At 32.1% G+C, this 26,176-nt stretch carries 20 protein-coding genes and 7 tRNA genes; all 27 read left to right on the forward strand.

Annotated features, from left to right (window positions below; genetic code table 11):
• The first annotated feature begins 66 nt into the window (after window positions 1-66).
• The gene (gene pth / locus C1I91_RS03060; protein WP_128211183.1) at window positions 67-633 is read left to right on the forward strand and encodes an aminoacyl-tRNA hydrolase; all 567 of its coding nucleotides are present in this window, start codon (window positions 67-69) and stop codon (window positions 631-633) included.
• Between the two features lie 24 nt (window positions 634-657).
• Entirely contained in the window at window positions 658-4,176 is a 3,519-nt protein-coding gene (gene mfd, locus C1I91_RS03065; protein WP_128211184.1) for a transcription-repair coupling factor, read from the forward strand.
• A gap of 169 nt (window positions 4,177-4,345) precedes the next feature.
• Window positions 4,346-5,344, forward strand: a complete 999-nt coding sequence (locus C1I91_RS03070) for a peptidylprolyl isomerase (protein ID WP_128211185.1) — start codon at window positions 4,346-4,348, stop codon at window positions 5,342-5,344.
• Between the two features lie 200 nt (window positions 5,345-5,544).
• Entirely contained in the window at window positions 5,545-6,099 is a 555-nt protein-coding gene (spoVT, locus tag C1I91_RS03075) for a stage V sporulation protein T (RefSeq protein ID WP_128211186.1), read from the forward strand.
• Window positions 6,100-6,240: 141 nt separating this feature from the next.
• Window positions 6,241-7,782, forward strand: a complete 1,542-nt coding sequence (locus C1I91_RS03080; RefSeq protein WP_128211187.1) for a putative polysaccharide biosynthesis protein — start codon at window positions 6,241-6,243, stop codon at window positions 7,780-7,782.
• Window positions 7,783-7,795: 13 nt separating this feature from the next.
• On the forward strand, window positions 7,796-9,250 hold the full coding sequence (gene yabN, locus C1I91_RS03085) for a bifunctional methyltransferase/pyrophosphohydrolase YabN (RefSeq protein WP_128211188.1): 1,455 nt from the start codon (window positions 7,796-7,798) through the stop codon (window positions 9,248-9,250).
• Between the two features lie 207 nt (window positions 9,251-9,457).
• Window positions 9,458-9,733 (forward strand): HU family DNA-binding protein, encoded by a 276-nt coding sequence (locus C1I91_RS03090; protein ID WP_128211189.1) that lies wholly within the window; start codon window positions 9,458-9,460, stop codon window positions 9,731-9,733.
• 60 nt (window positions 9,734-9,793) lie between these two features.
• Window positions 9,794-10,060 carry an RNA-binding S4 domain-containing protein gene (locus C1I91_RS03095; RefSeq protein ID WP_128211190.1) on the forward strand — a complete coding sequence of 89 codons (267 nt, stop codon included), beginning with the start codon at window positions 9,794-9,796 and terminating at the stop codon, window positions 10,058-10,060.
• A gap of 374 nt (window positions 10,061-10,434) precedes the next feature.
• Window positions 10,435-10,725 (forward strand): sporulation protein YabP, encoded by a 291-nt coding sequence (gene yabP, locus C1I91_RS03100; protein WP_128211191.1) that lies wholly within the window; start codon window positions 10,435-10,437, stop codon window positions 10,723-10,725.
• Window positions 10,726-10,781: 56 nt separating this feature from the next.
• Window positions 10,782-11,123 (forward strand): spore cortex biosynthesis protein YabQ, encoded by a 342-nt coding sequence (gene yabQ, locus C1I91_RS03105; protein ID WP_338032595.1) that lies wholly within the window; start codon window positions 10,782-10,784, stop codon window positions 11,121-11,123.
• A gap of 89 nt (window positions 11,124-11,212) precedes the next feature.
• Window positions 11,213-11,518, forward strand: a complete 306-nt coding sequence (locus C1I91_RS03110; RefSeq protein WP_128211193.1) for an FtsB family cell division protein — start codon at window positions 11,213-11,215, stop codon at window positions 11,516-11,518.
• Between the two features lie 62 nt (window positions 11,519-11,580).
• Window positions 11,581-11,985, forward strand: a complete 405-nt coding sequence (locus tag C1I91_RS03115) for a S1 domain-containing RNA-binding protein (protein WP_128211194.1) — start codon at window positions 11,581-11,583, stop codon at window positions 11,983-11,985.
• Window positions 11,986-12,217: 232 nt separating this feature from the next.
• Window positions 12,218-12,306 (forward strand) — tRNA-Leu (locus C1I91_RS03120).
• A 12-nt stretch (window positions 12,307-12,318) separates the two neighbouring features.
• A tRNA-Met gene (locus tag C1I91_RS03125) sits at window positions 12,319-12,394 on the forward strand.
• A 6-nt stretch (window positions 12,395-12,400) separates the two neighbouring features.
• A tRNA-Met gene (locus C1I91_RS03130) sits at window positions 12,401-12,477 on the forward strand.
• A gap of 13 nt (window positions 12,478-12,490) precedes the next feature.
• Window positions 12,491-12,579, forward strand: a tRNA-Leu gene (locus tag C1I91_RS03135).
• 10 nt (window positions 12,580-12,589) lie between these two features.
• Window positions 12,590-12,665 (forward strand) — tRNA-Met (locus C1I91_RS03140).
• A 6-nt stretch (window positions 12,666-12,671) separates the two neighbouring features.
• Window positions 12,672-12,748, forward strand: a tRNA-Met gene (locus tag C1I91_RS03145).
• A 19-nt stretch (window positions 12,749-12,767) separates the two neighbouring features.
• Window positions 12,768-12,856 (forward strand) — tRNA-Leu (locus tag C1I91_RS03150).
• A 438-nt stretch (window positions 12,857-13,294) separates the two neighbouring features.
• Window positions 13,295-15,691, forward strand: a complete 2,397-nt coding sequence (gene spoIIE, locus C1I91_RS03155; protein WP_128211195.1) for a stage II sporulation protein E — start codon at window positions 13,295-13,297, stop codon at window positions 15,689-15,691.
• 448 nt (window positions 15,692-16,139) lie between these two features.
• Window positions 16,140-17,543 carry a tRNA lysidine(34) synthetase TilS gene (tilS, locus tag C1I91_RS03160; RefSeq protein ID WP_128211196.1) on the forward strand — a complete coding sequence of 468 codons (1,404 nt, stop codon included), beginning with the start codon at window positions 16,140-16,142 and terminating at the stop codon, window positions 17,541-17,543.
• A 5-nt stretch (window positions 17,544-17,548) separates the two neighbouring features.
• Entirely contained in the window at window positions 17,549-18,091 is a 543-nt protein-coding gene (gene hpt, locus C1I91_RS03165) for a hypoxanthine phosphoribosyltransferase (RefSeq protein ID WP_128211197.1), read from the forward strand.
• Window positions 18,092-18,163: 72 nt separating this feature from the next.
• Complete coding sequence (gene ftsH, locus C1I91_RS03170; RefSeq protein ID WP_128211198.1) at window positions 18,164-19,966, forward strand: ATP-dependent zinc metalloprotease FtsH; 1,803 nt, start codon at window positions 18,164-18,166, stop codon at window positions 19,964-19,966.
• 354 nt (window positions 19,967-20,320) lie between these two features.
• Window positions 20,321-21,991, forward strand: coding sequence for a formate--tetrahydrofolate ligase (locus C1I91_RS03175; protein ID WP_128211199.1), 1,671 nt, complete (start codon window positions 20,321-20,323; stop codon window positions 21,989-21,991).
• Window positions 21,992-22,467: 476 nt separating this feature from the next.
• Window positions 22,468-24,126 (forward strand): DEAD/DEAH box helicase, encoded by a 1,659-nt coding sequence (locus tag C1I91_RS03180; RefSeq protein ID WP_128211200.1) that lies wholly within the window; start codon window positions 22,468-22,470, stop codon window positions 24,124-24,126.
• Between the two features lie 162 nt (window positions 24,127-24,288).
• Complete coding sequence (locus C1I91_RS03185; protein WP_128211201.1) at window positions 24,289-25,068, forward strand: type III pantothenate kinase; 780 nt, start codon at window positions 24,289-24,291, stop codon at window positions 25,066-25,068.
• 16 nt (window positions 25,069-25,084) lie between these two features.
• Window positions 25,085-26,062 (forward strand): tRNA dihydrouridine synthase DusB, encoded by a 978-nt coding sequence (gene dusB, locus C1I91_RS03190; protein ID WP_128211202.1) that lies wholly within the window; start codon window positions 25,085-25,087, stop codon window positions 26,060-26,062.
• The last annotated feature ends 114 nt before the right edge of the window (window positions 26,063-26,176 follow it).

Below are 26,176 nucleotides of genomic sequence, written 5' to 3' on the forward strand. Positions count from 1 at the left end.
TTTTATTATGAAGTAGTACATCGATATGTCTTTTTGAATCGAAATTTAATCTACGGAGGTATGGGCATGTATTTAGTTGTAGGGCTTGGCAATCCAGGCCAGGAGTATGTTAATACTAGGCATAATATAGGATTTGATGCCATTAATTATATTGCAAATAAGTATAATATAGAAATAAATAGGGAAAAATTTAAAGGTGTATATGGAGAAGGATTTATAAACAATAATAAAGTGGTTTTGTTGAAGCCAACTACATATATGAATTTGAGTGGAGAAAGTATAAGAGAGTTAGTGAATTTTTACAAGTTGAATAATGATGAAATAATTGTAATATATGATGACATAAGTTTAGAAGTTGGAAAGTTAAGAATAAGAGCTAAAGGCAGTGCAGGAGGACATAATGGTATAAAAAGTATAATTAATAACCTAGCGACGGATGAGTTCCCACGAATAAAAGTAGGAGTAGGACAACCTAAACACGACTTGGTATCTCACGTATTAGGAAAGTTTAGTAGTGAAGAAAATAGGGTTTTGGAAAAAACGTTACCAGCTGTTGTTCAAGCTGTTGAAATTATGATAAAAGATAATATAAATGAGGCAATGAACAAGTTTAATGGATTTAAAGCAGAATAATAATGTTTTATGGGTGGTGTTTCTATGAGATTAAATGGCCTTATGGAGCCATTGACAATTAATCCTAACTTTCAGAAGGTTAGATCAAATATAGACAAAGATAAGTACCCATTTTCTATATCTGGTGTGTCTGAGTCTGGAAAAGGATATTTAATAAATGGTATTTTTGAAAATAATGATAGATCTATAGTTGTAATTACGCATAATGATGTAGAAGCAAAAAATTTATATGAGGATTTATCACTATATACTACAGATGTATATTACTTTCCTTCAAAAGAAATTGTTTTTTATAATATTGATGCCGTTTCTGGAGATTTAAGATGGGCTAGATTAAAAGTACTTAAAGAAATTTTGGATAAGAAAAAAAAGATAGTAATAGTATCGGTTGAGAGTTTCGCTACAATTTATACGCCAAAGGAATTGTATATAAGTCATACTTTTAAAATAAAAGTGGGAGATGAAGTTGACTTTAAAGAATTCTCTAAGAATTTAATCGAGTGCGGATATGAAAGAATGGATATAGTTGACGGTAAAGGTCAGTTTTCGGTAAGAGGAGGTATAATGGATATATATCCTCCTAATACTGCGCTTCCATATAGAATAGAGCTCTTTGGGGATGAGGTTGACTCTATAAGGTTTTTTAATATTGAAAGTCAAAGAAGTATAGATAAAGTAAAAGAAGTTGAGGTGTTTCCTGCTAAGGAAATAATCCTTGATGATGATACTATACAGAAGGCTATAGTGAAAATTAATGATGAACTGTCAAGTTTTATAAAATCCAGAGATAACAGCGAAAAAGATATTATTTCAAGGATATCATCGGTAATTAAATCTAACGTAGAGAATCTTAGGGAGTCATGGTCCTTTGAAACTATTGAGAGTTATTTGCCGCTTTTCTTTAATAAACCTTCTTCGTTTTTTGATTATTTTAAAGATTATCTTATGATTATGGACGATGATCAAAGGTGTAATGGAAAACTTGATAGTGTAATATATGAATTTGAAGAAAACTACACTGCATTTTTACAAAGGGGAGATATATTACCGTCTCAGGCAAATTTGATATTAGGGAAAGATATCTTAAGTGAGAAGTTTAATTCTTCTAGGATTATAACAGTAAATCCATTTACTAAAAACAGCGAATTTATTCATACTTATGATACAGTAGCTTTTTCTCAGCTTACATTACATAACTATCAAGGAAAAATAGATATGTTAATAGATGATATTAAAGAGAAAAAGAAAAAGGGCTATAAGACAGTAATATTATCAGGGACTAGGCCAAGAGGGGAAAGACTTGTAGATACATTAAGAGATAGGGATATTGAAAGCGTTTATAAAGATGTAGTTAATGATATACAATTTGGAGAAGTTGTAATAACCTTTGGAAATCAGCTAAAAGGCTTTGAATATACAGATATGAAAATATGTGTAATATCTGATAAGGAGGTTTTTGGAGAAGCTAAAAGGAAATCTTCAAGAAAAGCAACCAAGCAGAAGGGCGTATCTAAGATAAAGAGTTTTGCTGAACTTAAACTAGGAGACTATGTAGTTCACGCTAATCATGGTATTGGGGTATATAAAGGAATTAAACAAATAGATGTCAGCGGACATAAGCGAGATTACTTGGATATTGAGTATGCTAAAGGTGATAAGCTTTATGTACCTGTAGATCAATTAGATCTGGTTCAGAAATATATTGGTACTGAAGGTAAGGCTCCGAAGATTAATAAGCTTGGCTCCAGTGAATGGCAGAAAGCTAAGGCTAAAGTAAAGAAATCTATTAACGAAATAGCACAAGACCTAGTGAAGCTATATGCAACAAGATCTACATTAAAAGGCCATAAGTTTACTATAGATACTCAATGGCAGAATCAATTTGAGGAGGAGTTCCCATATGAGGAGACTCCAGATCAATTAACTGCTTTAGAAGATATAAAGAGCGATATGGAGTCCGACAAGATAATGGATAGATTATTATGTGGAGATGTTGGATATGGGAAAACTGAAGTTGCATTAAGAGCAGCTTTTAAAGCAGTTATGGATGGCAAGCAGGTTGCTTTACTTGTTCCAACCACTATATTAGCAGATCAACACTATAATAATATGGTTAAGAGATTTTCTGATTTTCCTATAAAGATTGATATGGTATCTAGATTTAGGACTTCAAAACAGCAGAAGGAAACTTTACAAGCAGTAAAAGAAGGAAATGTAGATATATTGGTAGGTACTCATAGATTAGTTTCTAAAGATATTCAATTTAAAGATTTGGGGCTTCTAATTGTAGATGAAGAACAGAGATTTGGAGTTGCCCAAAAGGAGAAAATAAAAAATATAAAAAGAAATGTTGATGTTCTTACTTTAAGTGCTACGCCTATACCTAGAACATTACACATGTCTCTTACGGGGGTGAGAGATATATCTGTTATTGAAACTCCACCTGAAGAAAGGTATCCTATACAGACTTATGTGGTAGAACAAAATGACCAACTGATTAGAGATGCTATTTTGAGAGAAATAAATAGAGGTGGTCAAGTTTTCTTTGTATATAATAGAGTTGAAAGTATTATGGAAATGTCCGACTATATTCAAAACTTGGTGCCTGAGTGCAAAACTACTGTTATTCATGGACAGATGACAGAGAGACAGCTAGAAAATGAAATGATATCCTTTATGAATAATGAGTCTAATGTACTTATATGCACTACAATAATTGAGACAGGTATAGATATACCTAATGTAAATACAATCATAGTATATGATTCTGATAAAATGGGATTATCTCAACTCTATCAATTGAGAGGAAGAGTAGGTAGAAGTAATAGGATAGCATACGCTTATTTTGTATATAAAAAGGATAAGATATTGACTGAAGTAGCTGAGAAAAGGTTGAGAGCACTTAAGGACTTTACTGAATTAGGCTCTGGTTTTAAAATAGCCATGAGAGATCTTGAGATAAGAGGTGCTGGTAATATGATGGGGTCAGCTCAACACGGTCATATGGCTTCAGTTGGGTATGATTTGTATTGCAGAATGCTGGAAGATACCATTAAAATTATAAAGGGTGAGATAGAACAGGAACCTGTAGAAACTTCGATTGACATAAAGGTAGATGCCTTTATTGACTCTAGATATATTGAGGATGAGTTGCAGAAGATAGAGGTCTATAAAAAGATAGCTGCCATAGAAAGCATAGAAGATTATATGGATGTTAAAGAAGAGCTTGAGGATAGATTCTCAGAGATACCTGAACCGGTTTATAACCTAATGGATATAGCTTATATTAAGAGCAAGGCTAGAAACTTGGGGATAGAAGATGTTAAAGAAAAGCAGGGAGAGGTATTGTTCCAATTTCAGAGTAGAGATAGGGTTAAAAAGGATATATTTAAGCGATTGTTGGAACAATATAAAAATAATATAATAATTAGAATGGGAGATAAGCCATCCTTTGGGTATAAGTTGAAGGATACCAAAAGAGAGGATATACTTCCTACGCTTAAAAATATGCTAGACAATCTAAATAAAGAAATCAGCAAATAAGCTTTATCCTTAGATAACTAAGTTGAATAGAAAAACTATTTATTGGTAATAAAAAAATAAATTTAAGTAATATAAATTGAAATTGATGTTGTAAATTGATATACTAATTTATGTCTATTAAATTTGGTTATAAAGGGGATACAATTTAAAGAAAAGTGAGGTAAGAAATTTGAAGAACATAAAGAAATTAGTTTCAATAGCCTTGATTGGTGTGATTGGTTTATCACTATCAGGGTGTAAGATGATACAAAAAACTCCAGAAGCTGTAAGCAAGACTGCTGTAGCGAAGGTTAATGGTGAAAAAATTACACTTGGCCAAGTTGATGAAAAGATTAAGAGCGCTATAGATCAGTTAAAGACACAATACGGTAATGATTTAGAAAAAAGCACTGATGGAAAAGCTGCGCTAAAAGATCAAAGAAAGACTCAACTTGAATCAATGGTACAAGAAAAGGTGATTTTAAAAGAAGGAGAAAAGGCAAATGTACTTCCTTCTAAAACTGATTTAGATAAGCAAGTATCAGATAAACTTGCAGATGTTAAGAAGGTTTATAAAACTGATGAAGAGTTTAATAATGCATTAAAGTCTGCTAACTTTACTGTGGATTCATTAAAAGAATATTTAGGTACTCAAATAAAGATTGATACAATTCTTAATAAAACAGTATTTAAGGATTTCAGTATTACTGATGCAGATATACAAAAGTATTACAATGAAAATAAAGCTCAGTACACTCAGCAACCTGGTGCTAACATGTTCCACATACTTGTTGATAGTGAAGATAAAGCAAAGTCTATAAAATCTGAATTAGATAAGGGAGCAAAATTTGAAGATTTAGCAGCTAAGTATGGTACTGACGGTACAAAAGATCAAGGTGGTAGCCTAGGATATGTTGCTTATGACGCTCAGAACTTTGATAAAGACTTCTTAGCAGCTGCAAAGAAGCTTAAAGAAGGAGAGATATCAGGACCAGTTAAAACTCAATATGGATGGCATATAATAAAGGTTACTGGAATTCAATCATCATCAAAGACTCAAGAGCTATCAGCTGTTAAGGATACTATTAAACAGACTCTAGAAACAAATAAGAAGAATGAGTTATTTAAGGCTAAATATGATCAATGGAAAAAAGACTTAAAAGTTGAGACATATGAAGATAAGCTATAATAAGAAGAATAATATTTATTAATATTCAAATAATAAAACTCACATGAATTTATATATTTTAATTCATGTGAGTTTTTACTTTATTGGATTCATGTTGTACAAAAAGATAATTATAGCCAAAGCATGTATAAAATTTCTATTCTGAAAAATAATAATAAGGAAGGTTTTAAGTGAAAGATATATAAGGAGGTAACTATAAAATGAAAGCTACAGGTATTGTTAGACGTATTGATGATTTAGGTAGAGTAGTTATACCAAAAGAGATAAGAAGAACTTTGAGAATAAGAGAGGGAGATCCTTTAGAAATTTTTACAGATAGAGAAGGTGGAGTTATTCTAAAAAAATATTCTCCAATTGGAGAATTGACTGATTTCTCAAAAGAATATGCAGAAAGCCTCCAACAGGCTATTGGACATATTGTTTTAATAGCTGACAAAGATACGTTTATATCAGTAAGTGGTGCATCTAAGAAAGACTTTGTAGAAAAGAAGATAAGTAATGAATTAGAGAAGATAATGGAAGATAGAAAGACAGTTTGTTTAGGTCTAACAGGTGCAAAAGTTATTCCGCTATATAATGAAGATACAGCTGAAGATAAGTATTCATGCCAGGTAGTATCCCCAATAATAGCAGAAGGGGATGCAATTGGAGCTGTTATAATATTGTCAAAACAAGCTGGAGAAAAGTTTGGAGACTTAGAAACCAAGCTTGCTGAAACAGCATCCGCATTCTTAGGAAAACAGATGGAACAATAGTAAACCTAAGACTTGCATCCCAAAACCATTCTAATTATTGACTGGTTAATAAATATTTATTCAATATACATATAAAATTCTGTAATAATACCTCCAAATTGACAATAAAGATTAAGTAGTTAAATAATTTGGAGGTATTTTATGAAAAAACAATCACTTATAAAAGGAAGTATAATACTTGGTGTTGCTGGCATATTTACAAGGTTTTTAGGAATATTTTTTCGGTGGCCGTTAATAATGCTCATAGGCGATGAGGGCATTGGTTATTATCAAATGACTTACCCATTATACATGTTTTATGTTGCTATAGCAGCAGGGATTCCTGTGGCAGTATCTAAAATGGTTTCCGAAAGTAATGCTATTGGTGACTTAGATACATCATTCCAAACGATGAAAGAATCATTTATTTTAATGCTAATTTTAGGGACAGGCATGTCGTTATTCTTATTCTTTGGAGCAAAGCCAATAATGACTGCTTTAAAGTGGGATACAAAGTCTTACTATTCAATTATTGGAGTAGCATTTGCACCATTATGTATATCTCTAATGACTGCCTTTAGAGGTTTTTTTCAAGGATTACAAAATATGAGTCCATCCGCTATTTCTCAGATAATTGAGCAAATAGGAAGAGTAATAGTTGGTGTTGGATTGGCGGTTTTATTTCTGCCCTATGGAATTGAGTACTCTGCAGGAGGAGCTGCCTTTGGAGCTGCAGCTGGAGGGTTTTTGGGTGGTATTTACTTAATTGTGAAGTACTTAAAGGTTAAGAAATCCTTCGGTGTTAGAAAGGTTAAATCAAATGATAAACTTCTTGCACAGTTAATAAGAATAGCTATCCCAATATCTTTAGGAGGAGCTGTTGGCACTGTAGCTAGTTTAATTGATTCTATATTAGTACCAAGGCAGCTATTAAATGCAGGCTTTGATTATAGACAAGCTACTATACTATACGCTCAATTGACTGGTAAAGCTTCAGTAATAGTTAATATACCACTTACATTATCAGTAGCCTTAAGTACTTCTCTTATACCAATAATTGCAGAGAATTATATTTTAAAGAATATAAGAGAGGTTCAGTCAAAGGTGGATTCGGCAATAAGAATGTCTATGGTTATAGCTATCCCATGTACATTAGGTCTATATTTTCTTGCTGGCCCAGTTATGATGCTTATATTTCCTGGAAGATCAGAGGGGTACGAGATTCTTAAGTACTTATCTTTTTCGATTCCTTTTATAATCATGGCTCAAACCACTACGGCTATACTTCAGTCAACAGGATCTTATGCAGCTCCAGTTGTAAATCTGCTCATTGGATGCTTTATTAAGGTTGTATTAACAGTATACCTTATACCAGTTTCATGGCTTAATATATATGGCGCAGTTATAGCATCAATACTAGCTTATATAGCAGCATCTATGCTTAATCTTATATATCTTCATATAAAGCTTAGGGTTAGTATAGATTATTGGTCAGCGGTAATAAAGCCTATAGGAGCTTCTGTAGTGATGATGATAGCTGTGTTATTAACATATCTAGGTATACTTAATAAAACGGCCAGTAATGGAATAGCTTGCTTGATTTCTGTTTTTTTGGGTATTATTATATATGTATTGCTAATAGTAGTATTTGGTGTGTTTAAGTATGATTATATAAAAAGCAGATTTTTAAAAAGACATAGATAAAAGGAGAAATAATATGATTAAGATAATTGGTTTGGGACCTGGTTCTGAGGAAGCATTAACTTTGGGAGTAGTTAAACAATTAAAAAATAGCGACAATGTATTTCTTAGAACAGAAAAACATCCAACAGTCCAATTCTTAGTTGAAGAGGGCATAAAATTTAATACCTATGATTCAGCTTATGAGAATTCTACTACCTTTGATCAAGTGTATGAAAGTATAGCAGTGGATTTAATAGAGCAGCATAGAAAGTTTAATGACATCACTTATGGTGTTCCAGGGCATCCTTTAGTTGCAGAGAAGTCAGTGGTGAATCTTATTAACTTATGCAAAGAAAATGATATATGTTATGAGATTTTGCCTGCTGTTAGCTTTATTGATGTTATGATGGAGGCTCTAGAAATAGACCCAGTTGAAGGTCTTAAAGTAGTTGATGCCTTTGATATAGGAAACCAAGTATTAGACAAGAGATCGGGAATTATAATAACTCAAGTATATAATCAATTTATTGCTTCAGAGGTAAAGCTTAAACTTCAAGAAGAGTTTAATGACGACACTGAAGTTTATTTTGTTAGAGCTGCTGGTATAAAAGGCCAGGAAAGTATCAGGAAAATGCCTCTATATGAAATTGATATGCAGGAAGATATAGATTATCTAACGTCTATATACGTTCCTAAGGATTTGGATAATAAGAAGGATTTTTATGATTTAATGAGTATAATAGATAAATTAAGAAGTGAGGATGGTTGTCCTTGGGATAGGGAGCAAACTCATGAAAGTTTAAAGAAAGCGCTAATAGAAGAAAGTTATGAAGTTATAGATGCAATCGACAAAGAGGATGATGCCGGAATGATTGAAGAATTAGGTGATGTACTACTTCAAGTAGTATTTCATTCATCTATAGCTAAAGACGATGGTTATTTTAACATGAATGATGTAATTCAAGGTATATGCGAAAAAATGATAAATAGACATCCTCATGTTTTTGGAGATGAATCAATAGATACATCAGTGGAAGTTTTGGAGAAGTGGGAAGATATCAAGAAAAAAGAAAAGGGATTTGAAAGTATTACAGAAGAACTGAATTCTATTGCCAAATCACTACCAGCAACAATAAGAGCAGCAAAGGTTCAAAGTAAAGCTAAAAAGGTTGGGTTTGATTGGGATAGAGTAGAAGACGCTATGCTAAAGGTAGAAGAAGAACTAAATGAAATAAAAGAGGTATATAATGGAGAAAATAGGGCAAAGATAGTAGAAGAGGTTGGAGATTTGCTGTTTGCCTGTGTGAACGTAGCTAGATTCCTTGGTGTAGAGGGGGAACTTGCATTAACTTTTACTACAGAAAAGTTTATAAAAAGGTTCTCTTATATAGAAAAAATAGCATCCGAAAAAGGACAAAATTTATCCGATATGTCTCTCGAAGAAATGGATATTTTGTGGAATGAAGCAAAAAAAGATGAAAAAAACTAAGGGCAAAGAAGGAAATTTCCCTTTTATGAAGAATATATAGCATAAGTGAGCAATCATTACCATATTATATTTACATTGTGAAATAAGTAATTTACTATAGACTATATAAAAAAGTGGTTATATAATATGTTAATGTAGATTATAGTACATAAAATCTTAAACTGGTACTATAAAACATACCATAAGAGATCTAAGGAGGATGTAAAAGTGAATAAAGCAGAATTAATCTCAAGCATGGCTGAGAAGAGTAAGTTAACTAAGAAAGATGCAGAAGTTGCATTAAAATCTTTCATTGACAGCGTTCAAGAAGCATTAGAAAATGGTGAAAAGGTTCAATTAGTTGGCTTTGGAACTTTCGAAACTAGAGAAAGAGCAGCTAGAGAAGGAAGAAATCCAAGAACAAAGGAAACTATCCAAATACCTGCTTCAAAAGTTCCAGTATTTAAAGCTGGTAAAGAATTCAAAGAAAAAGTTAATAAGTAATAGACATATATTTATAGGGCCCGAGTATTCTCGGGTTCTTAAAATTATAAGGAGTTATATATGAGATTAGATAAATACCTTAAGGTTTCAAGAATAATAAAAAGAAGAACTGTTGCTAAAGAGGTTTGTGAAGGCGGAAGGGTATCGATAAACGGTAAAGTTGCAAAACCATCCACTGAGGTAAAAGTAGATGATATAATTGAAATTGTATTTGCTAATAAAAAATTAAAGGCTAAAATTATTAGTATAGTTGAACATGTTAAAAAAGAAAATGCAAAGGCAATGTATGAAATTCTTGAAGGTGAAGAAGATAGAGACGAGGAATAGAAGTTTCTTTGACATAAAGTCAAAGAAACTTTTTTTCTTATACTGCCCAATTTTCCTAATATACATTCGGAAAGGCAGATGCGCAAAAAAAAGTTACTGAAGAAGTTCGCTTCAGCAACTTTTTTCATCTATATCATAGTATATATAGATAAAATCAATATGAATGGTAGTATAGGGGGAATATATCTAAAACAAAGAATAAATCCATTTTAAGTCTCAGCAATTATAAATAAGTTAATTTGTAAGTTATGTAAGTAAGATATAAATTTTATTTTCATAGACATAATCCTCTCTATAAATAAAAATATTAATCTATCGAATATATCAAAAAAATTAGTCATATAGTTTATTATAAAAACATATAGGAGGATATTATGGAGAATAAGAAGGAGCTAAAAGCTGAAGAAAGAAAAAGCAACCTAACACTAGAAAACAGAAAAAGGGTTGTTTTAACAGGCGTTGTGGAAGTTCTCAACTTTGATGAAGAAAAGATATTGTTAAATACATGCTTAGGGATGCTTACTGTAAAAGGTGAGGGACTTAAGATGAATAAGCTTGATGTACAAAATGGAGATGTAGTTATCGTAGGAAAGGTATCGGCTATGATTTATTCTGGTGAAGTAAAAAAAGAGAAAGAAAGTATCTTAAAAAAGATATTTAAATAGGTGATTCTATGCTGCTTCCGTTAAAGATACAATTTGAGATAGTAATATTTAGCCTTATGGCAGGTTTAATAGCTGGTATACTTTTTGACTTTTACAGAATTGTAAGAGGATTCGGTGCTCCTAAATTCATAATTTTCATAGAAGATTTTTTGTTTTGGGTATTAAATGCAATAATAATATTTACGTTCCTTCTTTATGTAAATTATGCTTTCTTGGGAATGTATGTATACCTGTTTATAATAATAGGAGCACTTATATATCTTAATTTATTTAGTGATAAATTAATGAAGATTGAAAGAAAAGCAGAGAGGGTTACTGGGAGAGGATTTAGAGTGATTTTTAAAAACTTACTCTATATTTTTAAAAGTATATTTTTAAGAAATAAAATCAATAAGTAATTGGATAAAAAAATAACTTGAATAAAAAATGAATAGTCATTAAAATAGGAGTATAAATGAATTTTTTTGGAAATCAAAGGGGCTTGATTATGAGAAATAAATTTACTCTTAAAAATATAGCGATACTTTTAATTTTTTCAATATTTAGTTTTAGTTTCATAAGGCAAGAAGTTACTATGAGAAAGATTGATAAACAAGTAACTGAAAGACAAGTGGAATTAAATAAGGTGAAAGAAAAAAATGATCGATTAAAAGATCAAGTCAATATGTCAAAAACCGATGCTTATAGTGAGAAGATGGCTAGGGAAAAGTTAGGTATGATTAAACCTGGTGAAAAGAAGGTTATAACTAAAGACGATAATACTGTAAGTAATGATTCAAGCTCCACAAAATAGGTTATTATACAAATAACATAAATTTTAATATTCAAATTATTTTAAGGAGGAACATTTTTAACATGACCTTAATGGCAGGAAACATTTTAGAAGGCACAGTGGTTAACATCACAAACTTTGGAGCATTCGTAGAGGTAGAAGGTAAGACTGGACTTGTACACATTTCAGAAGTGGCAGATTCGTTTGTAAAAGATATAAGGCTTCACCTAAAAGAGCAAGATAAGGTAAAGGTGAAAGTTATATCTGTAGATGATAATGGCAAGATAAGCCTTTCAATAAAGCAAGCAAATGTTCAAAAGAAATCAGTTAAACCTGTAGAGATTGACTGGAACTCAGAAAAGAAAAAGTCTTCTTCAAATAATTTTGAAGATATAATGTCAAAGTTCCTTAAGGATAGTGAAGAGAAGATGGCAGATGTTAAGAAACATCAAGAGTTTAAATCAAAAGGCAGAAAGAACTTAGGTTAATATAAAGTATTTAAATAAAAAAATCGGATGAATACATCCGATTTTTATTATTTTTAGAGAATAATAAGATATAATATATGTTTATATTGCAATCATAAGTGCTAAAACCGCCATTTTTAATGGTTTTAAGAATTTATGGAGTATATAAATAAAAAAATATAAAAAAGTGTTGACAGTATAGAGGTCATACCTTATAATAAAACTTGTCGCTGAGAGGCGGCAAGATAATTATGCTGGAGTGGCGGAACTGGCAGACGCACAGGACTTAAAATCCTGCGGTGCTAAAACACCGTACCGGTTCGATTCCGGTCTTCAGCACCAATTATATAATATCGCGGGGTGGAGCAGTTGGCAGCTCGTCGGGCTCATAACCCGAAGGTCGTAGGTTCAAGTCCTGCCCCCGCAACCATAACATGGCGGAATAGCTCAGCTGGCTAGAGCATTCGGTTCATACCCGAAGGGTCGTAGGTTCAAGTCCTATTTCCGCTACCATTTTAATAAAAACGCTGGAGTGGCGGAACTGGCAGACGCACAGGACTTAAAATCCTGCGGTGCTAAAACACCGTACCGGTTCGATTCCGGTCTTCAGCACCAATTATAATATCGCGGGGTGGAGCAGTTGGCAGCTCGTCGGGCTCATAACCCGAAGGTCGTAGGTTCAAGTCCTGCCCCCGCAACCATAACATGGCGGAATAGCTCAGCTGGCTAGAGCATTCGGTTCATACCCGAAGGGTCGTAGGTTCAAGTCCTATTTCCGCTACCATTTCAATTGAAAATAACGCGCTGGAGTGGCGGAACTGGCAGACGCACAGGACTTAAAATCCTGCGGTGCTAAAACACCGTACCGGTTCGATTCCGGTCTTCAGCACCAAAAAGAATCCATATTATATATGGATTCTTTTTTTGCTTTACAGGATACTTAGTGAAAAATAAAATATATTCGTCTATTAGGTTTTTCCTATATGCATTTTAAAAGTAGATGCTTAAAGGCTAATTCTAACAAGTATACGCATAAATTCTACAAGTGCTGATATATGCATAAAAAATATCTCTATAAAATAACAAAGACTATTTCGCAACGACAAATAAGGCCCTTTTTTAAGCCTCCGGATATTAGGATTAATAACTTAGTTTTATAATATACTTCCGAATCTATAAAGAAATACGTAAAAAGCTATGCAAATAATATAAAGAAATAAAGTGATAAATGTCCGAATAAAATTATAGATACTAAACACTAAATGACATATATTTCCATATTGCTTTGCTATAATAAAACTACACTTTAGAGAAATAGGAGGGGTTACTAATGCAATATGGAGTAGATGTCACTACATATAAGAGAGTGGGAGATAAAAGAAAAGATAAGAAAGAGATTAAGATAATGGGGTCTCCTTATAGGTTGTTATTTGATTTCTTTGGTGCTTTTCTAATAAGTAGAGTTACTATAAATGCAAGTGGAGCGGGTATAGATGGGTTAGCGCCCTTTGGTATAGCTTTTATATTATCATTTCTAAACAGAGAAGAAAAAAAAGAAGGCATAATTGCTTCAGTTGGTGTTTTACTTGGGTATGCTACTCTCTTGGGCAGTGTGCCTAATGTTGGTATTTATATATTATCTGCAGCTATTGTATCTATATTTGTTAACATTCGATTTAATATAAAGGAGAGAACTAGCTTAATTATAAGCTTCTCTATATTACTATTATCAATGGTTATCTATAGAGCTTTTGCTCATAACATAGTTCTATGGATTAATCTTCTTACTTCAGCAGTACAATGTATTGTTGTTTATCCAATATATTATATTATAAAATATGCATTAACATGCTTAGATGATATAAAAACTAATCATTTTTTTACCAATGAAGAACTTATATCTATGGCGCTTCTTTTTTGCTTAATTGTTTCTGGAATAGGTAGCATAGCGTTAGCGGGAATTAGTTTAAGAAACATAATAGCATTGTTTTTTGTTATAGCAATAGCATTTGCTCTGGGAAGTTCTGTTGGTGCAGCGGCAGGCGTTACAATGGGAATAATAGTAGGTCTGTCTACCAATAATATGATAATTTATATAAGTGTATATAGCATATGTGGATTGATTGTAGGTATTTTTAAAGATACTGGAAAGTGGTTTACTGTATTATCGTATATTGTTGTATACTTTGTTTTAGCTATGTATTCAAAAGGGTTGGATGATTTTAAAACCATAGAAGCTATAATAGTGGCATTAATATTTTGTATAGTTCCAGTTAGTATTTATAGTAAGATATCTTTAGAGTTGGATAATGAGAAGAAACAAGATACCTTAGGAGATTTACATTTTTATAAGGTAAAGGAGGAGTTCACTAACAGGTTAGTTGATTTTACAGATGTTTTATCAACCATAGCTGTTACATTGAACAATTTAATCGATAATGATAGGCTGCTACTAAAGAATAAGAGTAGTGCGCTTATAGAAAATTTAGGTGATAGGGTGTGTAGCTCCTGTGATATGAGATATACATGCTGGAAGAGAGAGTTACATACTACTTATAATGCTTTTTCTGAATTGATAAGAAATAATCAAGAGGGTAGGTCTGACTTCCCATTAGAGCTTGATAAAAAGTGTATTAAAAAGTATGCTCTAGTTAAAAATACAGAGGAAATTGTTAATAACTATATTCAGGATGAAATGCTTAAAAGAAGACTAGGTGAAGGAAGAAAATTATTAGCTGGCCATATAAATAATATGGCTGTTACTATTGGTGAATTGGTTGAAGACTTTAGTAAGGATATAATAATATGCAATGATGTTGAGAAAATTATAAAGAGAGCTTTAAATAAAGAAAATGTGAGATATGAGGATGTTCTATGCTACAATGACAAAAATGGCAGATTAAATATAAAGATAACTATGGATAGCTGTGGCGGTAGCCAAATGTGTGTAAAGCACCTTTTGCCTATAATAAATAGATCTATAGGTAAAACTATGAGCATAGGTGGAGAGGGGTGTTCTATAGAACCAAAGACAAATAAGTGTTCTGTATATATAGAAGAAACACCTAAATATCACGTATCATCTTATGCAGCTATAGCTTGCAAGGATGGGGAAAAGTATACAGGAGATAGCTATAGCTACGGAAAAACTCAAGGTGGAAGCTATATGGTGCTAGTAAGTGATGGAATGGGGTCAGGACCAGAAGCTGGTGCTGAAAGTAAAGCGGCTGTAGAACTTATAGAAAAGTTTACACAGGTTGGATTTTCAGAGTTAACTGCTATAAATACAGTGAATTCTATAATGTCCATGAAGTTTACAGAGGATGAGAAGTTTGCAACGTTGGATCTTCAAAATGTAGATCTTTACTCAGGAAACGTCAAGTTTATGAAGGTAGGGGCTGTAGAGAGTTTTATAAAGAGAGGAGATAAAGTTGAAGTCATCAAATCAAAAACCTTACCTTTTGGGATACTAGATACAACGGATGTTGATATTATAGAAAAGAAGGTATGTAACGGAGATCTTATAGTTACAATAAGTGATGGAATACTTTATGGAAAAGATGGGGACGGAAGTTGTAAGTGGCTCACTGAGTTCTTATATACAACTAGTAATAAAAATCCAAAAGAATTATCTATAGAGATATTAGATAAGGCTAAAGAGATAAGTGGACAAAGAATAAAGGATGATATGACTGTTGTTGTTTCGAAAGTATATGCTATTTACTAAATGATATATTTTTACAACTAAATAAAAATCTAAACTATGAAGCTAACCAATTGGTTTCATAGTCCTTTTTATTCTTTAGAAAATTATATTTTAGATAAAGCTGTGAGTAACAATGTGTATATGGCTTAAATGCATATGTTGGAGAGAAAATAAAAAAGAGAAAATATGTCGCCTGCCAGAATTTCTTCACATACGTTCAGAAAAGGCAGATGCGCAAAAAAACTCACTGAAGAAAGTCGCTTCAGCGACTTTTTTATGTGAAAATTTAAATTGAAGTTATTAATTTCATATTTTATAAAATTTGAATGTGTAAGATGATGCTGTATGCACTTTAAGAATTGTATAAGAATTATAATTTAAGTTTTAATGAATTTGTATAAAATTTCTTAATAAGAGTTTAATGATATGTTATAATAAGTTATTAAAGTTGAATAGGAAGTGTTCTAACTTGAATGATAAAGTTATAAATTTTATAATAGAGCATCACATGATAAAAGAAGGCGATAGAGTATTAGTAGCGCTATCAGGAGGTCCGGATTCCGTTTGTCTACTACATATCTTATATAGTTTAAGGGATGAACTTAATATTTCTATAGGTGCTGCACATATTAACCATTTGTTGAGAGGAGAAGACTCCTTTGAGGATGAGAAATATGTTAAAAAGGTATGTAATGAACTTAATATTCCTTGCTATGTAAGGAGAGTACAAATCGAAGCTGTTGCCAAAGAAAAGGGGATATCTTCTGAGATGGCTGGTAGAGAAGCAAGATATGAGTTTTTTGATGAAATTGTAAAAAATGAAGGTTTTACAAAGGTAGCTATAGCTCATAATGCAAATGATCAAGCTGAGACTGTACTTATGAGAATGATGAGAGGAACAGGATTGGATGGCTTAGTAGGTATAAGGCCAGTGAGGGATGAAATATTTATAAGACCAATATTGTGTTTGACCAGAGAAGAGATAGAGAATTATTGTGAATATAATAAATTGGAGCCTAGAATTGATAGAACAAACCTCGAAAGTATATATTCTAGAAATAAGGTAAGACTTGAAATGATTCCTTTTATTAAAAGAAACTTTAATAGAGATATTATTGAATCCCTTAATAGACTAGCTTCTCTTGCTTCTATTGATAGCGATTATATAGATAAAAGTGCATTAGATATATATAGTGATTTTTGTATTGAAAAATCAGGAATGATTGTGATAAAGAAAGATGCATTTTTAGTTCATGAATCTTTACTTACAAGGGTTATAAGAAAAGCTATATTTTATGTTGCAAAAGCTACATATAATTATGAAATGAAACATATCTATGATATTATCGTATTACAAAGAGGAAGTACTGGTAAAAGTATAAATATTCCTAATAATGTAGTTGTAGAAAATTCTTATGGAGATATAATTATTACTATAAAACAAAATAACAATCATGATAATAAGGAATATGTTTTAGTAAAGAGGGAACTTAGTGTGAAAAACATAGAAACCTTCAGATTAGAAGGTTTATTATATGATGTTCAGATTGAAGTAAAGCAAAATAGTAAAAAAATAGATTTAAATAGTAGTGACTTAATCAAATATTTTGATTATGATAAGATAAAAGAGAGAATAATTATTAGAAGTAGAAAAAATGGAGATAAAATTAAACCCTTAGGTATGAATGGCACTAAAAAGATAAAAGATATATTCATTGATAAAAAGATCCCTAATAACTTAAGAGACCATATACCTTTGGTTTGTTTTGATAGTGACATTGCATGGATTGTTGGGGTAAATATAAGTGATATATTTAAGGTTACCAATAATACAAAAAATATTTTGCAAATAAGTTTTAAGGAGAGGAAATAGTTAACATGAAAGAAGACATAAAAGAAGTACTGTTTTCTGAAGAGGTAATAGTAGATAAGGTAAAACAGATGGGTGAAACGTTAAGTCGTAACTATAAAGGAAAGGATCTGCTTGTAGTTGGGGTCTTAAAAGGATCCGTAATATTTGCTTCAGAATTGCTTAAGCACATTGATATACCTTGTGAGTTAGATTTTATAGCTGTATCTAGTTACGGAAATTCTACTCAAACATCTGGAGTTGTAAGAATATTGAAGGATCTTGATAATGATGTTGAAGGTAAGGATGTTATCATAGTTGAAGATATAGTAGATACAGGACTTACATTAAGTTATCTGTTAAAATACTTTGAAGACAGAAATGCAAACAGTATTGAGATAGTAACGTTACTTAATAAACCTGCAAGGAGAAAAACTAATATAGATGTAAAGTATTATGGATTTGAGGTTCCTGATGAGTTTATTGTTGGTTACGGTATAGATTATGCTGAAAAGTATAGGAATCTGCCGTTTATAGCTTCTTTAAAAGAAGAAGTATACTCTAATAAGTAAATTATCTATATTGTAATGAAAAAAATCATATGGTAAAATTTTATAGTAACTACTAAGAGAGGGGGGCCTGTGATGAAAAAATTTTCTAGCTTAACGGCCTGGATTTTGATAATGGTAATGGTTGTAGTTGCTGCTGTCTTTTTAGCAAAAAGTGAAGAAGCAGGAAGTACAATACCTTATAGTGAATTCCAACAAAAATGGATTAGTGATCAGGTTAAGAGTATACAAGTAAAGCAGGATAAAATGACTGTTGAGGGTACCTTAACGAATAATAAAAACTTTAATACTATAGTTCCTGTTGAAACATTAAATATATTACTTGCAAATAATAATAAACCAAACGTAAAAGTTGCATTTGAGCTTCCTACTAACATATCTGTTTGGGTTCAGATAATACCAACAGTATTAATAATATTTTTATTAATAGCGTTTTTCTTTATATTTATGCAGCAATCACAAAGTGGAGGCGGAAGCCGAGGAGTTATGAATTTTGGTAAAAGTAGAGCTAAAATGGCAACTCCAGATAAGAAAAAAGTTACATTTAAAGATGTTGCAGGTGCTGATGAAGAGAAGGCTGAATTAGAGGAAATAGTAGATTTTCTAAAGCAACCTAAGAAGTATATAGAGATGGGCGCTAGAATTCCAAAAGGAGTTCTTTTGGTTGGACCTCCAGGAACAGGAAAAACTCTTCTTGCCAAAGCTATAGCAGGTGAAGCAGGAGTTCCTTTCTTTAGTATTTCTGGTTCTGACTTTGTAGAAATGTTTGTCGGAGTAGGTGCTTCAAGAGTAAGAGATTTATTTGAGCAGGCAAAGAAGAATCCTTCATGTATCGTATTTATAGATGAAATAGATGCAGTTGGTAGGCAAAGAGGTGCTGGCTTAGGTGGCGGTCATGATGAGAGAGAACAAACTCTTAATCAGCTACTTGTAGAGATGGATGGATTTGGTGCTAACGAAGGTATCATAATGATAGCTGCTACTAATAGACCAGATATTCTTGATCCAGCATTATTAAGACCAGGAAGATTTGATAGACAGATAGTTGTTGGAGCTCCTGATGTTAAAGGTAGAGAAGAGATACTTAAAGTTCATACAAGAAATAAACCTCTATCAGATGATATTGATTTAAATGTGTTAGCAAAAAGAACACCAGGTTTCACTGGAGCTGATATTGAAAATCTAACAAATGAAGCTGCACTTTTGTCTGTTCGTAGAAGTAAGAAGATTATTGGAATGGATGAAATGGAAGAAGCTATAACTAGAGTAATAGCTGGACCTGAAAAGAAGAGCAGAGTTATTAGTGAGCATGATAGAAAGTTAACTGCCTATCATGAAGCGGGCCACGCAGTTGTAGCTAAGTTGTTACCAAATGCCGACCCTGTTCATCAAATAAGTATAATACCAAGAGGTATGGCAGGTGGTTACACTATGCACTTACCAACAGAAGATAGGAGCTATACATCTAAGTCAAGATTGAAGGATGAGATGGTAGGGCTTTTAGGTGGAAGAGTAGCTGAAAAGCTAATCATGGGTGATATAAGTACCGGTGCTAAAAATGATATAGATAGAGCTAGTAATATAGCTAGAAGCATGGTAATGGAATATGGAATGAGTGATGAAGTTGGACCAATTTCTTTTGGTACAGATCATAATGAAGTTTTCTTAGGAAGAGATATAGGAAGAAGCAGAAACTTTAGTGAAGAAATTGGCTCTAAGATTGATAAGGAAATAAAACATCTTATTGATGAGGCTTATAATAAAGCTGAGTCATTACTTTCTGAGTATATTAGTAAATTGCATGCTGTGGCTCAAGCCCTTCTTGAAAAAGAGAAGCTTGAAGCTGAGGAGTTTGAAGAAATATTTAATAATGCATAATATTAAAAGCAGCTACATAACTTGTAGCTGCTTTTTTACCATTTAAGAAAGTATAAAATTTTTTACTATATATTTAATGTATAAAGTTTTGTTGTTAACAAAAACTATAAGTTTAAAGGGGTGCTTTTTGGATAGAATATGGAAGTTTAGATAAATGCGTATGATCGTTTGTGCTTTTTATTATATAATATGGAATATGGCGAATTATAAAAGTAATATTTATTAAAAGGTTCGAATGTGTATTTATTTTGGTATAATAAATGTTATAATATACATATTGGTAATATTACATAAAGGAACTTGGTTAATTTTACGAAGTATTCTAAGGTATATTTTAAGGAGAGGGATTTTATTATGAAAACAGATATAGAAATAGCTCAAGAGTCAAGAATGGAACCTATAGTTAAAATTGCAGAAAAACTAGGCTTAATGGATGATGATATTGAACTTTATGGTAAATATAAGTGTAAAATTTCTTTAGACGTTCTTTCCAATAAAAAAGAAAATAAAGATGGGAAATTAGTATTAGTTACTGCAATAAATCCGACACCAGCGGGTGAAGGGAAATCTACAGTTACAGTAGGACTTGGTCAGGCGCTAAATAAAATTGGGAAAAAGGCCGTAATTGCATTAAGAGAACCTTCACTTGGACCAGTTTTTGGTATGAAGGGTGGAGCAGCTGGTGGTGGATATGCACAGGTTGTACCTATGGAAGATATAAATCTTCATTTTACAGGAGATATGCATGCTATAACAACTGCTAACAATCTTTTGTGTGCAGCTATCGATAATCACATACATCAAGGAAATACTCTGAAAATTGATTCTAGAAGAATAATATTCAAAAGAGTTTTAGATATGAATGATAGAGCACTTAGGAATATAGTAGTAGGAATGGGTGGCAAGGTTAATGGATTCGTACGTGAGGATGGATTTATGATAACTGTAGCTTCGGAAATAATGGCTATATTATGCTTGGCAGACGGACTTAATGATCTGAAGGAAAGAATGGGTAATATACTGGTTGCTTATAATTTAGATGGAATGCCTGTATACGCTAAAGAGTTAGGGGTGCAAGGTGCGATGGCTCTTCTGATGAAAGACGCTATAAAACCTAATCTAGTTCAAACACTAGAAAATACTCCAGCAATAATACATGGTGGACCATTTGCTAATATAGCTCATGGATGTAACTCCATAATAGCTACAAAAATGGCTATGAAACTTGGAGATTATACAGTAACAGAGGCTGGATTTGGAGCAGATTTAGGTGCGGAAAAGTTTTTTGATATAAAGTGTAGATATGGAGGACTTAGACCTGACTGTGCTGTTCTTGTAGCTACTATTAGAGCTATAAAGCATCATGGAGGTGTAAAGAAGGAAAATCTCAATGTAGAAGATGTTGAGGCTGTTAAGGTAGGGGTTAAGAATCTAGAAAAGCAAGTAGAGAATATTAGAAAGTATGGTGTTCCAGTTATAGTTGCAATAAACAAGTTTATCACAGATACTGATAATGAAATAGCAGCTGTTGAAGAGTTTTGTGAAGCATTGGGAGTGAAGGTTTCACTTACAGAAGTTTGGGAAAAAGGTGGAGAAGGCGGAATAGATTTGGCTAACAAGGTTGTTGACACTATAAACTCTACTCAGTCAAAGTTTAGCCCTATATATGATTCTGAGTTGCCAATTAAAGAGAAAATAGATACTATAGCTAGAGAGATTTATGGTGCCAAGGGAGTTACATATACGTCCTCTGCTTTGAAGCAAATAAAGGAATTAGAAGAGTTTAAATTAGATAAGCTTCCAATATGTATGGCTAAAACTCAGTATTCGTTATCTGATAATCCTACATTACTGGGAAGACCTAGTGACTTTGAAATAACTGTAAGAGAAATAAGAGTTTCCAATGGAGCTGGATTTGTAGTTGCTTTGACTGGTGATATAATGACTATGCCAGGATTGCCTAAAGTTCCTGCGGCAAATAAGATGGATATATTAGATGACGGTGAAATAATAGGCTTATTCTAAAGGACTGAAACCGCTGATTTTATGTATAAAATCAGCGGTTTTTTCAAATACTTAGAAAGAAATAATTTCTATGAGAATCTTATTCAACATAATGATATTTTATATTAATAAGGTTGTAAAAATATAGAACAAAAGAAGATTTTCATAAGGCTACTACGATTTTATCCCAATAAATTAATATACTAAATAACACAAAAATTTAGATATAAAGGTATGTGGCATAATTTTATTATTTATCTTTATACTTTGACAGTGAATAAACCATGTGATACAATAGAGTCTCGTAGGAATTAATATGTTATAACATGTTTTTTGGGTTTTTTACCGATTTGCTTCAAGAGTATAAACGAAATTTTGGTCGCCTTGAAAAATCCTCTTAGATATGGAAAGGGTTTTTTTAGTTCGACCTTTTTTGGTGTGTAATAAATTAATTAAGATGAAAAATAAAATAGATTAGTTAAAAAAGGAGATATTTAATGGAAAAAATGATATTTAATGAGCTAAACTGCTCAGAAGAAATAAAAAGAGCTATTACCGATATGGGGTTTACAGAGGCTACTCCAATACAAGCTTTAGCTATACCAGTAGTTATGCAAGGAATAGATATGGTGGGCTTAGCTCAAACAGGTACTGGAAAGACTGCAGCTTTTGGAATACCTACTATAGATAAAATTGATACAACAACTAAAGAGTTACAAGTTTTAGTTTTGTGTCCTACTAGAGAACTAGCTGTTCAAGTTAGTGAAGAATTTGAAAAGTTATCAAAGTATAAAAGAAACTTAGAAGTTTTAGCTGTGTATGGCGGAGACTCAATGGAAAGACAAATAAGAGGGCTTAGAAGAGGAGCTCAAATAGTTGTTGGGACTCCTGGAAGAGTTATGGACCATATGAGAAGAGGTACAGTAAAACTTGGCTCTTTAAAAGTTCTAATATTAGATGAAGCAGATGAAATGCTTAATATGGGATTTAGAGAAGATATTGAGGAGATAATGTCTACAATAGATCAGCCAGTACAGAAGTTATTATTCTCAGCTACTATGAAGAAGAATATATTAGATATAGTTAAAAAACATTTAAAAGATCCTAAGATGATCAAAGTTGAAAACAAGGAATTAACCACTCCAAACATTTCTCAAATGTATGTTGAAGTTAAGGAACAGGATAAGTTAGAAGTAATGACAAGACTTATAGATATGTATAATCCTAAGCTTTCATTAATTTTCTGTAATACTAAGAGCAAGGTAGATGAAATTGAAGAAAAGCTTCTTAATAAGGGATACAATATAAGTAAGATACATGGTGATATGAAGCAGTCTGTAAGAAGCAGTGTTATTCAAAGATTTAAGCAAGGAAACATTAAAATACTTATAGCTACAGATGTTGCTGCTAGAGGATTAGATATAGATGATGTTGAAATGGTATTTAATTTTGATGTTCCTCAACATGAAGAACACTATGTTCATAGAATAGGTAGAACTGGAAGAGCTGGAAGAGAAGGAAAAGCCTTCACTATGGTTACTGGAAGACAAATGAGAGATCTTAGAGACATAATGACTTATACAAAGAAGAAGATGAAGCTTCACAATATACCTACATTGAAAGATGTTAGAAAAGCTAAGGTTAAAAAGTTTGTAGATATATTACAAGAAGATATGAAGAGTGATGAATTTAAGAAATACTTAACTATAGTTGAAAAAATGGAGGAAGAAGGATATTCAGCTAAGGATATTGCGGCAGCTTTATTACAAAGAGAGCTTAACTTTACTGAAAGAGATGATGTTGATATGAATCCATCTGCATCTTCATCAAGAAGTGAAGACTTTGAAAGAAGAAGAACTCCAAGAACTGCTGGATCATCTAGAGAAGAAGGAATGGTTAGGATGTTTGTTAACATAGGAAGAGATAAAAATCTTAAGCCAGAACATCTTGTAAGAGCTATAGCTAGTGAGGTTGGTATACCAGGAAGAAGCATTGGAGCTATAGATATATACGAAAAGTACACATTTGTAGAAGTTCCTGAGCAATATTCAAACCAAGTTTTAGAAGTTATGAACAAAGTGAAGATAAATGGCGTAAGAATTAATGTAGAGGTTGCTCAGAAAAAAGGAACTAAGAGGAAAAGAGACTTCAACTAAACATTGATAAAAACTTGACAAATAATATTTACTTGCTAAAATTATATTGATATTTATATAATGCATTTAATGAATATATTGTTGTGCAGTTTAAATAGAATATATGAACAATGAGCAGCTTGAAAAGATGCTTTTAATTGTATTAGTTGGAGGATTATTATTATGATCTTATTAGTAGATGTTGGTAATACTAATATAGTTTTAGGGGTTTATCACGATAATAAGTATATGACTAGCTGGAGAATATCTACAGATTCTAAGAAGACTTCAGATGAGTATGGAATACAGGTAAATGCCTTGTTTACTCAAAACAATCTGGATGTTAAGGCGATTGAGGGAATTATTATCTCATCAGTAGTTCCAAACATAATGTATTCTTTGGAGCATATGATTAGAAAATGTTTTAATATGGATCCGATTATAGTAGGTCCAGGAATAAAAACTGGAATAAACATAAAATATGACAATCCAAGAGAAGTTGGTGCTGATAGAATAGTTAATGCAGTAGCTGCATATGAAATGTATAAAAGAAGCACTATAATCATAGATTTTGGAACAGCAACTACTTTTTGTGCTTTAGCTAAGAATGGTAATTATCTTGGTGGAAGTATTGTGCCGGGAGTAAGAATTTCTTCAGATGCTCTTTTCGAAAGAGCAGCAAAGCTTCCGAGAGTAGAACTAGAAAAGCCCGAATCAATCATATGTAAAAATACTGTAACTAGTATGCAAGCAGGCATAATATATGGCTATATAGGTCAAGTTGAATATATTGTAAAAAAGATGAAACAAGAAATGATGGAGCTTGGAGAAGAAGAGCCTTTTGTTTTAGCTACTGGTGGATTGGCTAATCTTATAGCTAGAGAAACTGATGTTATAGACAAAGTAGATTCGAGACTAACACTAGAGGGTCTTAAGATAATCTATTATAAGAATAGAGAATAGAAGATGGTATATTCTGATGAATATTGGTAATGTAAGTTTAAAGAATAATGTTTTTTTAGCTCCCATGGCTGGAGTTACTGATATATCTTTTAGAGGGCTGTGTAAGAATAAAGGGTGTTCTCTCGTTTATACTGAAATGGTAAGCAGTAAGGCACTTTACTACGGGAGTGACAATACTGAGCAGCTTTTAAGAATATCTGAGGAAGAAAAACCTGTAGCAGTACAAATGTTTGGCAATGATCCTAAGGTTATGGCTGAAGTAACTGAAAAATATTTTAATGAAAATAAAGATATCTGCATAGTAGATATAAATATGGGGTGTCCTGCACCGAAGATAGTTAAAAACGGTGAAGGTTCAGCTCTTATGAAAGAACCTAAATTAGCTTATGAAATAGTTAAAGCTGTTAAAGAGGTTTCTAATAAACCAGTAACTGTAAAGTTCAGAAAAGGCTTTGATAAAGATAATATAAATGATGTTTACTTTGCGCAACTTATGGAGGATGCTGGAGTAGATGCTATTGCCGTACATGGTAGAACAAGGGAACAAATGTATGAAGGTAAAGCAGATTGGGATATAATAAGGCAAGTGAAGGAAGTTGTTAAAATTCCTGTTATCGGTAATGGCGATGTAGTTACTGCCGATGATGCTAAAAGGATGATCTCTATGACTAATTGTGATGGTATTATGATCGCAAGAGGTAGTATGGGAAATCCCTGGATATTTAAGCAGGTTTCCGATATGATGAGCGGACTGGAAGTTAAGTATCCAACAGCTACTGAAAGAATTGATATGTGTTTGGAACATTATAATCTTGCGTTAAAATATGATGGTGAGCGAAAAGCGTTGAGAGAAATGAGAAAGCACATTGCTTGGTATATAAAAGGTTTAAAAAGTTGTACAGAAATTAAAAATATTATTAATACAGAGACTAATGTTGAGTCAGTTTTAAATATATTAAAAGAGTATAAAAATTTTTTAATAAAAGAAGATTAGCATTGCATTTTAAAATGTATTAATGAATAAATATAGGGTATAACAATATACTAAAATGACAATAATGAGAAATGCTACAAATTTAAATTAAGTAAACGAGACTTGCTATTCTGC

The organism is Clostridium manihotivorum (genome assembly GCF_004015185.1).
GTDB lineage: Bacteria > Bacillota > Clostridia > Clostridiales > Clostridiaceae > Clostridium_AR > Clostridium_AR manihotivorum.

Bases quoted from the DNA above. Each gene is read 5' to 3' on its own strand.
- C1I91_RS03180 (WP_128211200.1), top strand. From the start codon at position 22,468: ATGGAAAAAATGATATTTAATGAGCTAAACTGCTCAGAAGAAATAAAA.
- hpt (WP_128211197.1), top strand. From the start codon at position 17,549: ATGAAAGAAGACATAAAAGAAGTACTGTTTTCTGAAGAGGTAATAGTA.
- yabP (WP_128211191.1), top strand. From the start codon at position 10,435: ATGGAGAATAAGAAGGAGCTAAAAGCTGAAGAAAGAAAAAGCAACCTA.
- pth (WP_128211183.1), top strand. From the start codon at position 67: ATGTATTTAGTTGTAGGGCTTGGCAATCCAGGCCAGGAGTATGTTAAT.
- mfd (WP_128211184.1), top strand. From the start codon at position 658: ATGAGATTAAATGGCCTTATGGAGCCATTGACAATTAATCCTAACTTT.
- spoIIE (WP_128211195.1), top strand. From the start codon at position 13,295: ATGCAATATGGAGTAGATGTCACTACATATAAGAGAGTGGGAGATAAA.
- C1I91_RS03095 (WP_128211190.1), top strand. From the start codon at position 9,794: ATGAGATTAGATAAATACCTTAAGGTTTCAAGAATAATAAAAAGAAGA.
- ftsH (WP_128211198.1), top strand. From the start codon at position 18,164: ATGAAAAAATTTTCTAGCTTAACGGCCTGGATTTTGATAATGGTAATG.
- C1I91_RS03110 (WP_128211193.1), top strand. From the start codon at position 11,213: ATGAGAAATAAATTTACTCTTAAAAATATAGCGATACTTTTAATTTTT.
- dusB (WP_128211202.1), top strand. From the start codon at position 25,085: ATGAATATTGGTAATGTAAGTTTAAAGAATAATGTTTTTTTAGCTCCC.
- C1I91_RS03175 (WP_128211199.1), top strand. From the start codon at position 20,321: ATGAAAACAGATATAGAAATAGCTCAAGAGTCAAGAATGGAACCTATA.
- C1I91_RS03115 (WP_128211194.1), top strand. From the start codon at position 11,581: ATGACCTTAATGGCAGGAAACATTTTAGAAGGCACAGTGGTTAACATC.
- C1I91_RS03185 (WP_128211201.1), top strand. From the start codon at position 24,289: ATGATCTTATTAGTAGATGTTGGTAATACTAATATAGTTTTAGGGGTT.
- yabN (WP_128211188.1), top strand. From the start codon at position 7,796: ATGATTAAGATAATTGGTTTGGGACCTGGTTCTGAGGAAGCATTAACT.
- spoVT (WP_128211186.1), top strand. From the start codon at position 5,545: ATGAAAGCTACAGGTATTGTTAGACGTATTGATGATTTAGGTAGAGTA.
- yabQ (WP_338032595.1), top strand. From the start codon at position 10,782: ATGGCAGGTTTAATAGCTGGTATACTTTTTGACTTTTACAGAATTGTA.
- C1I91_RS03080 (WP_128211187.1), top strand. From the start codon at position 6,241: ATGAAAAAACAATCACTTATAAAAGGAAGTATAATACTTGGTGTTGCT.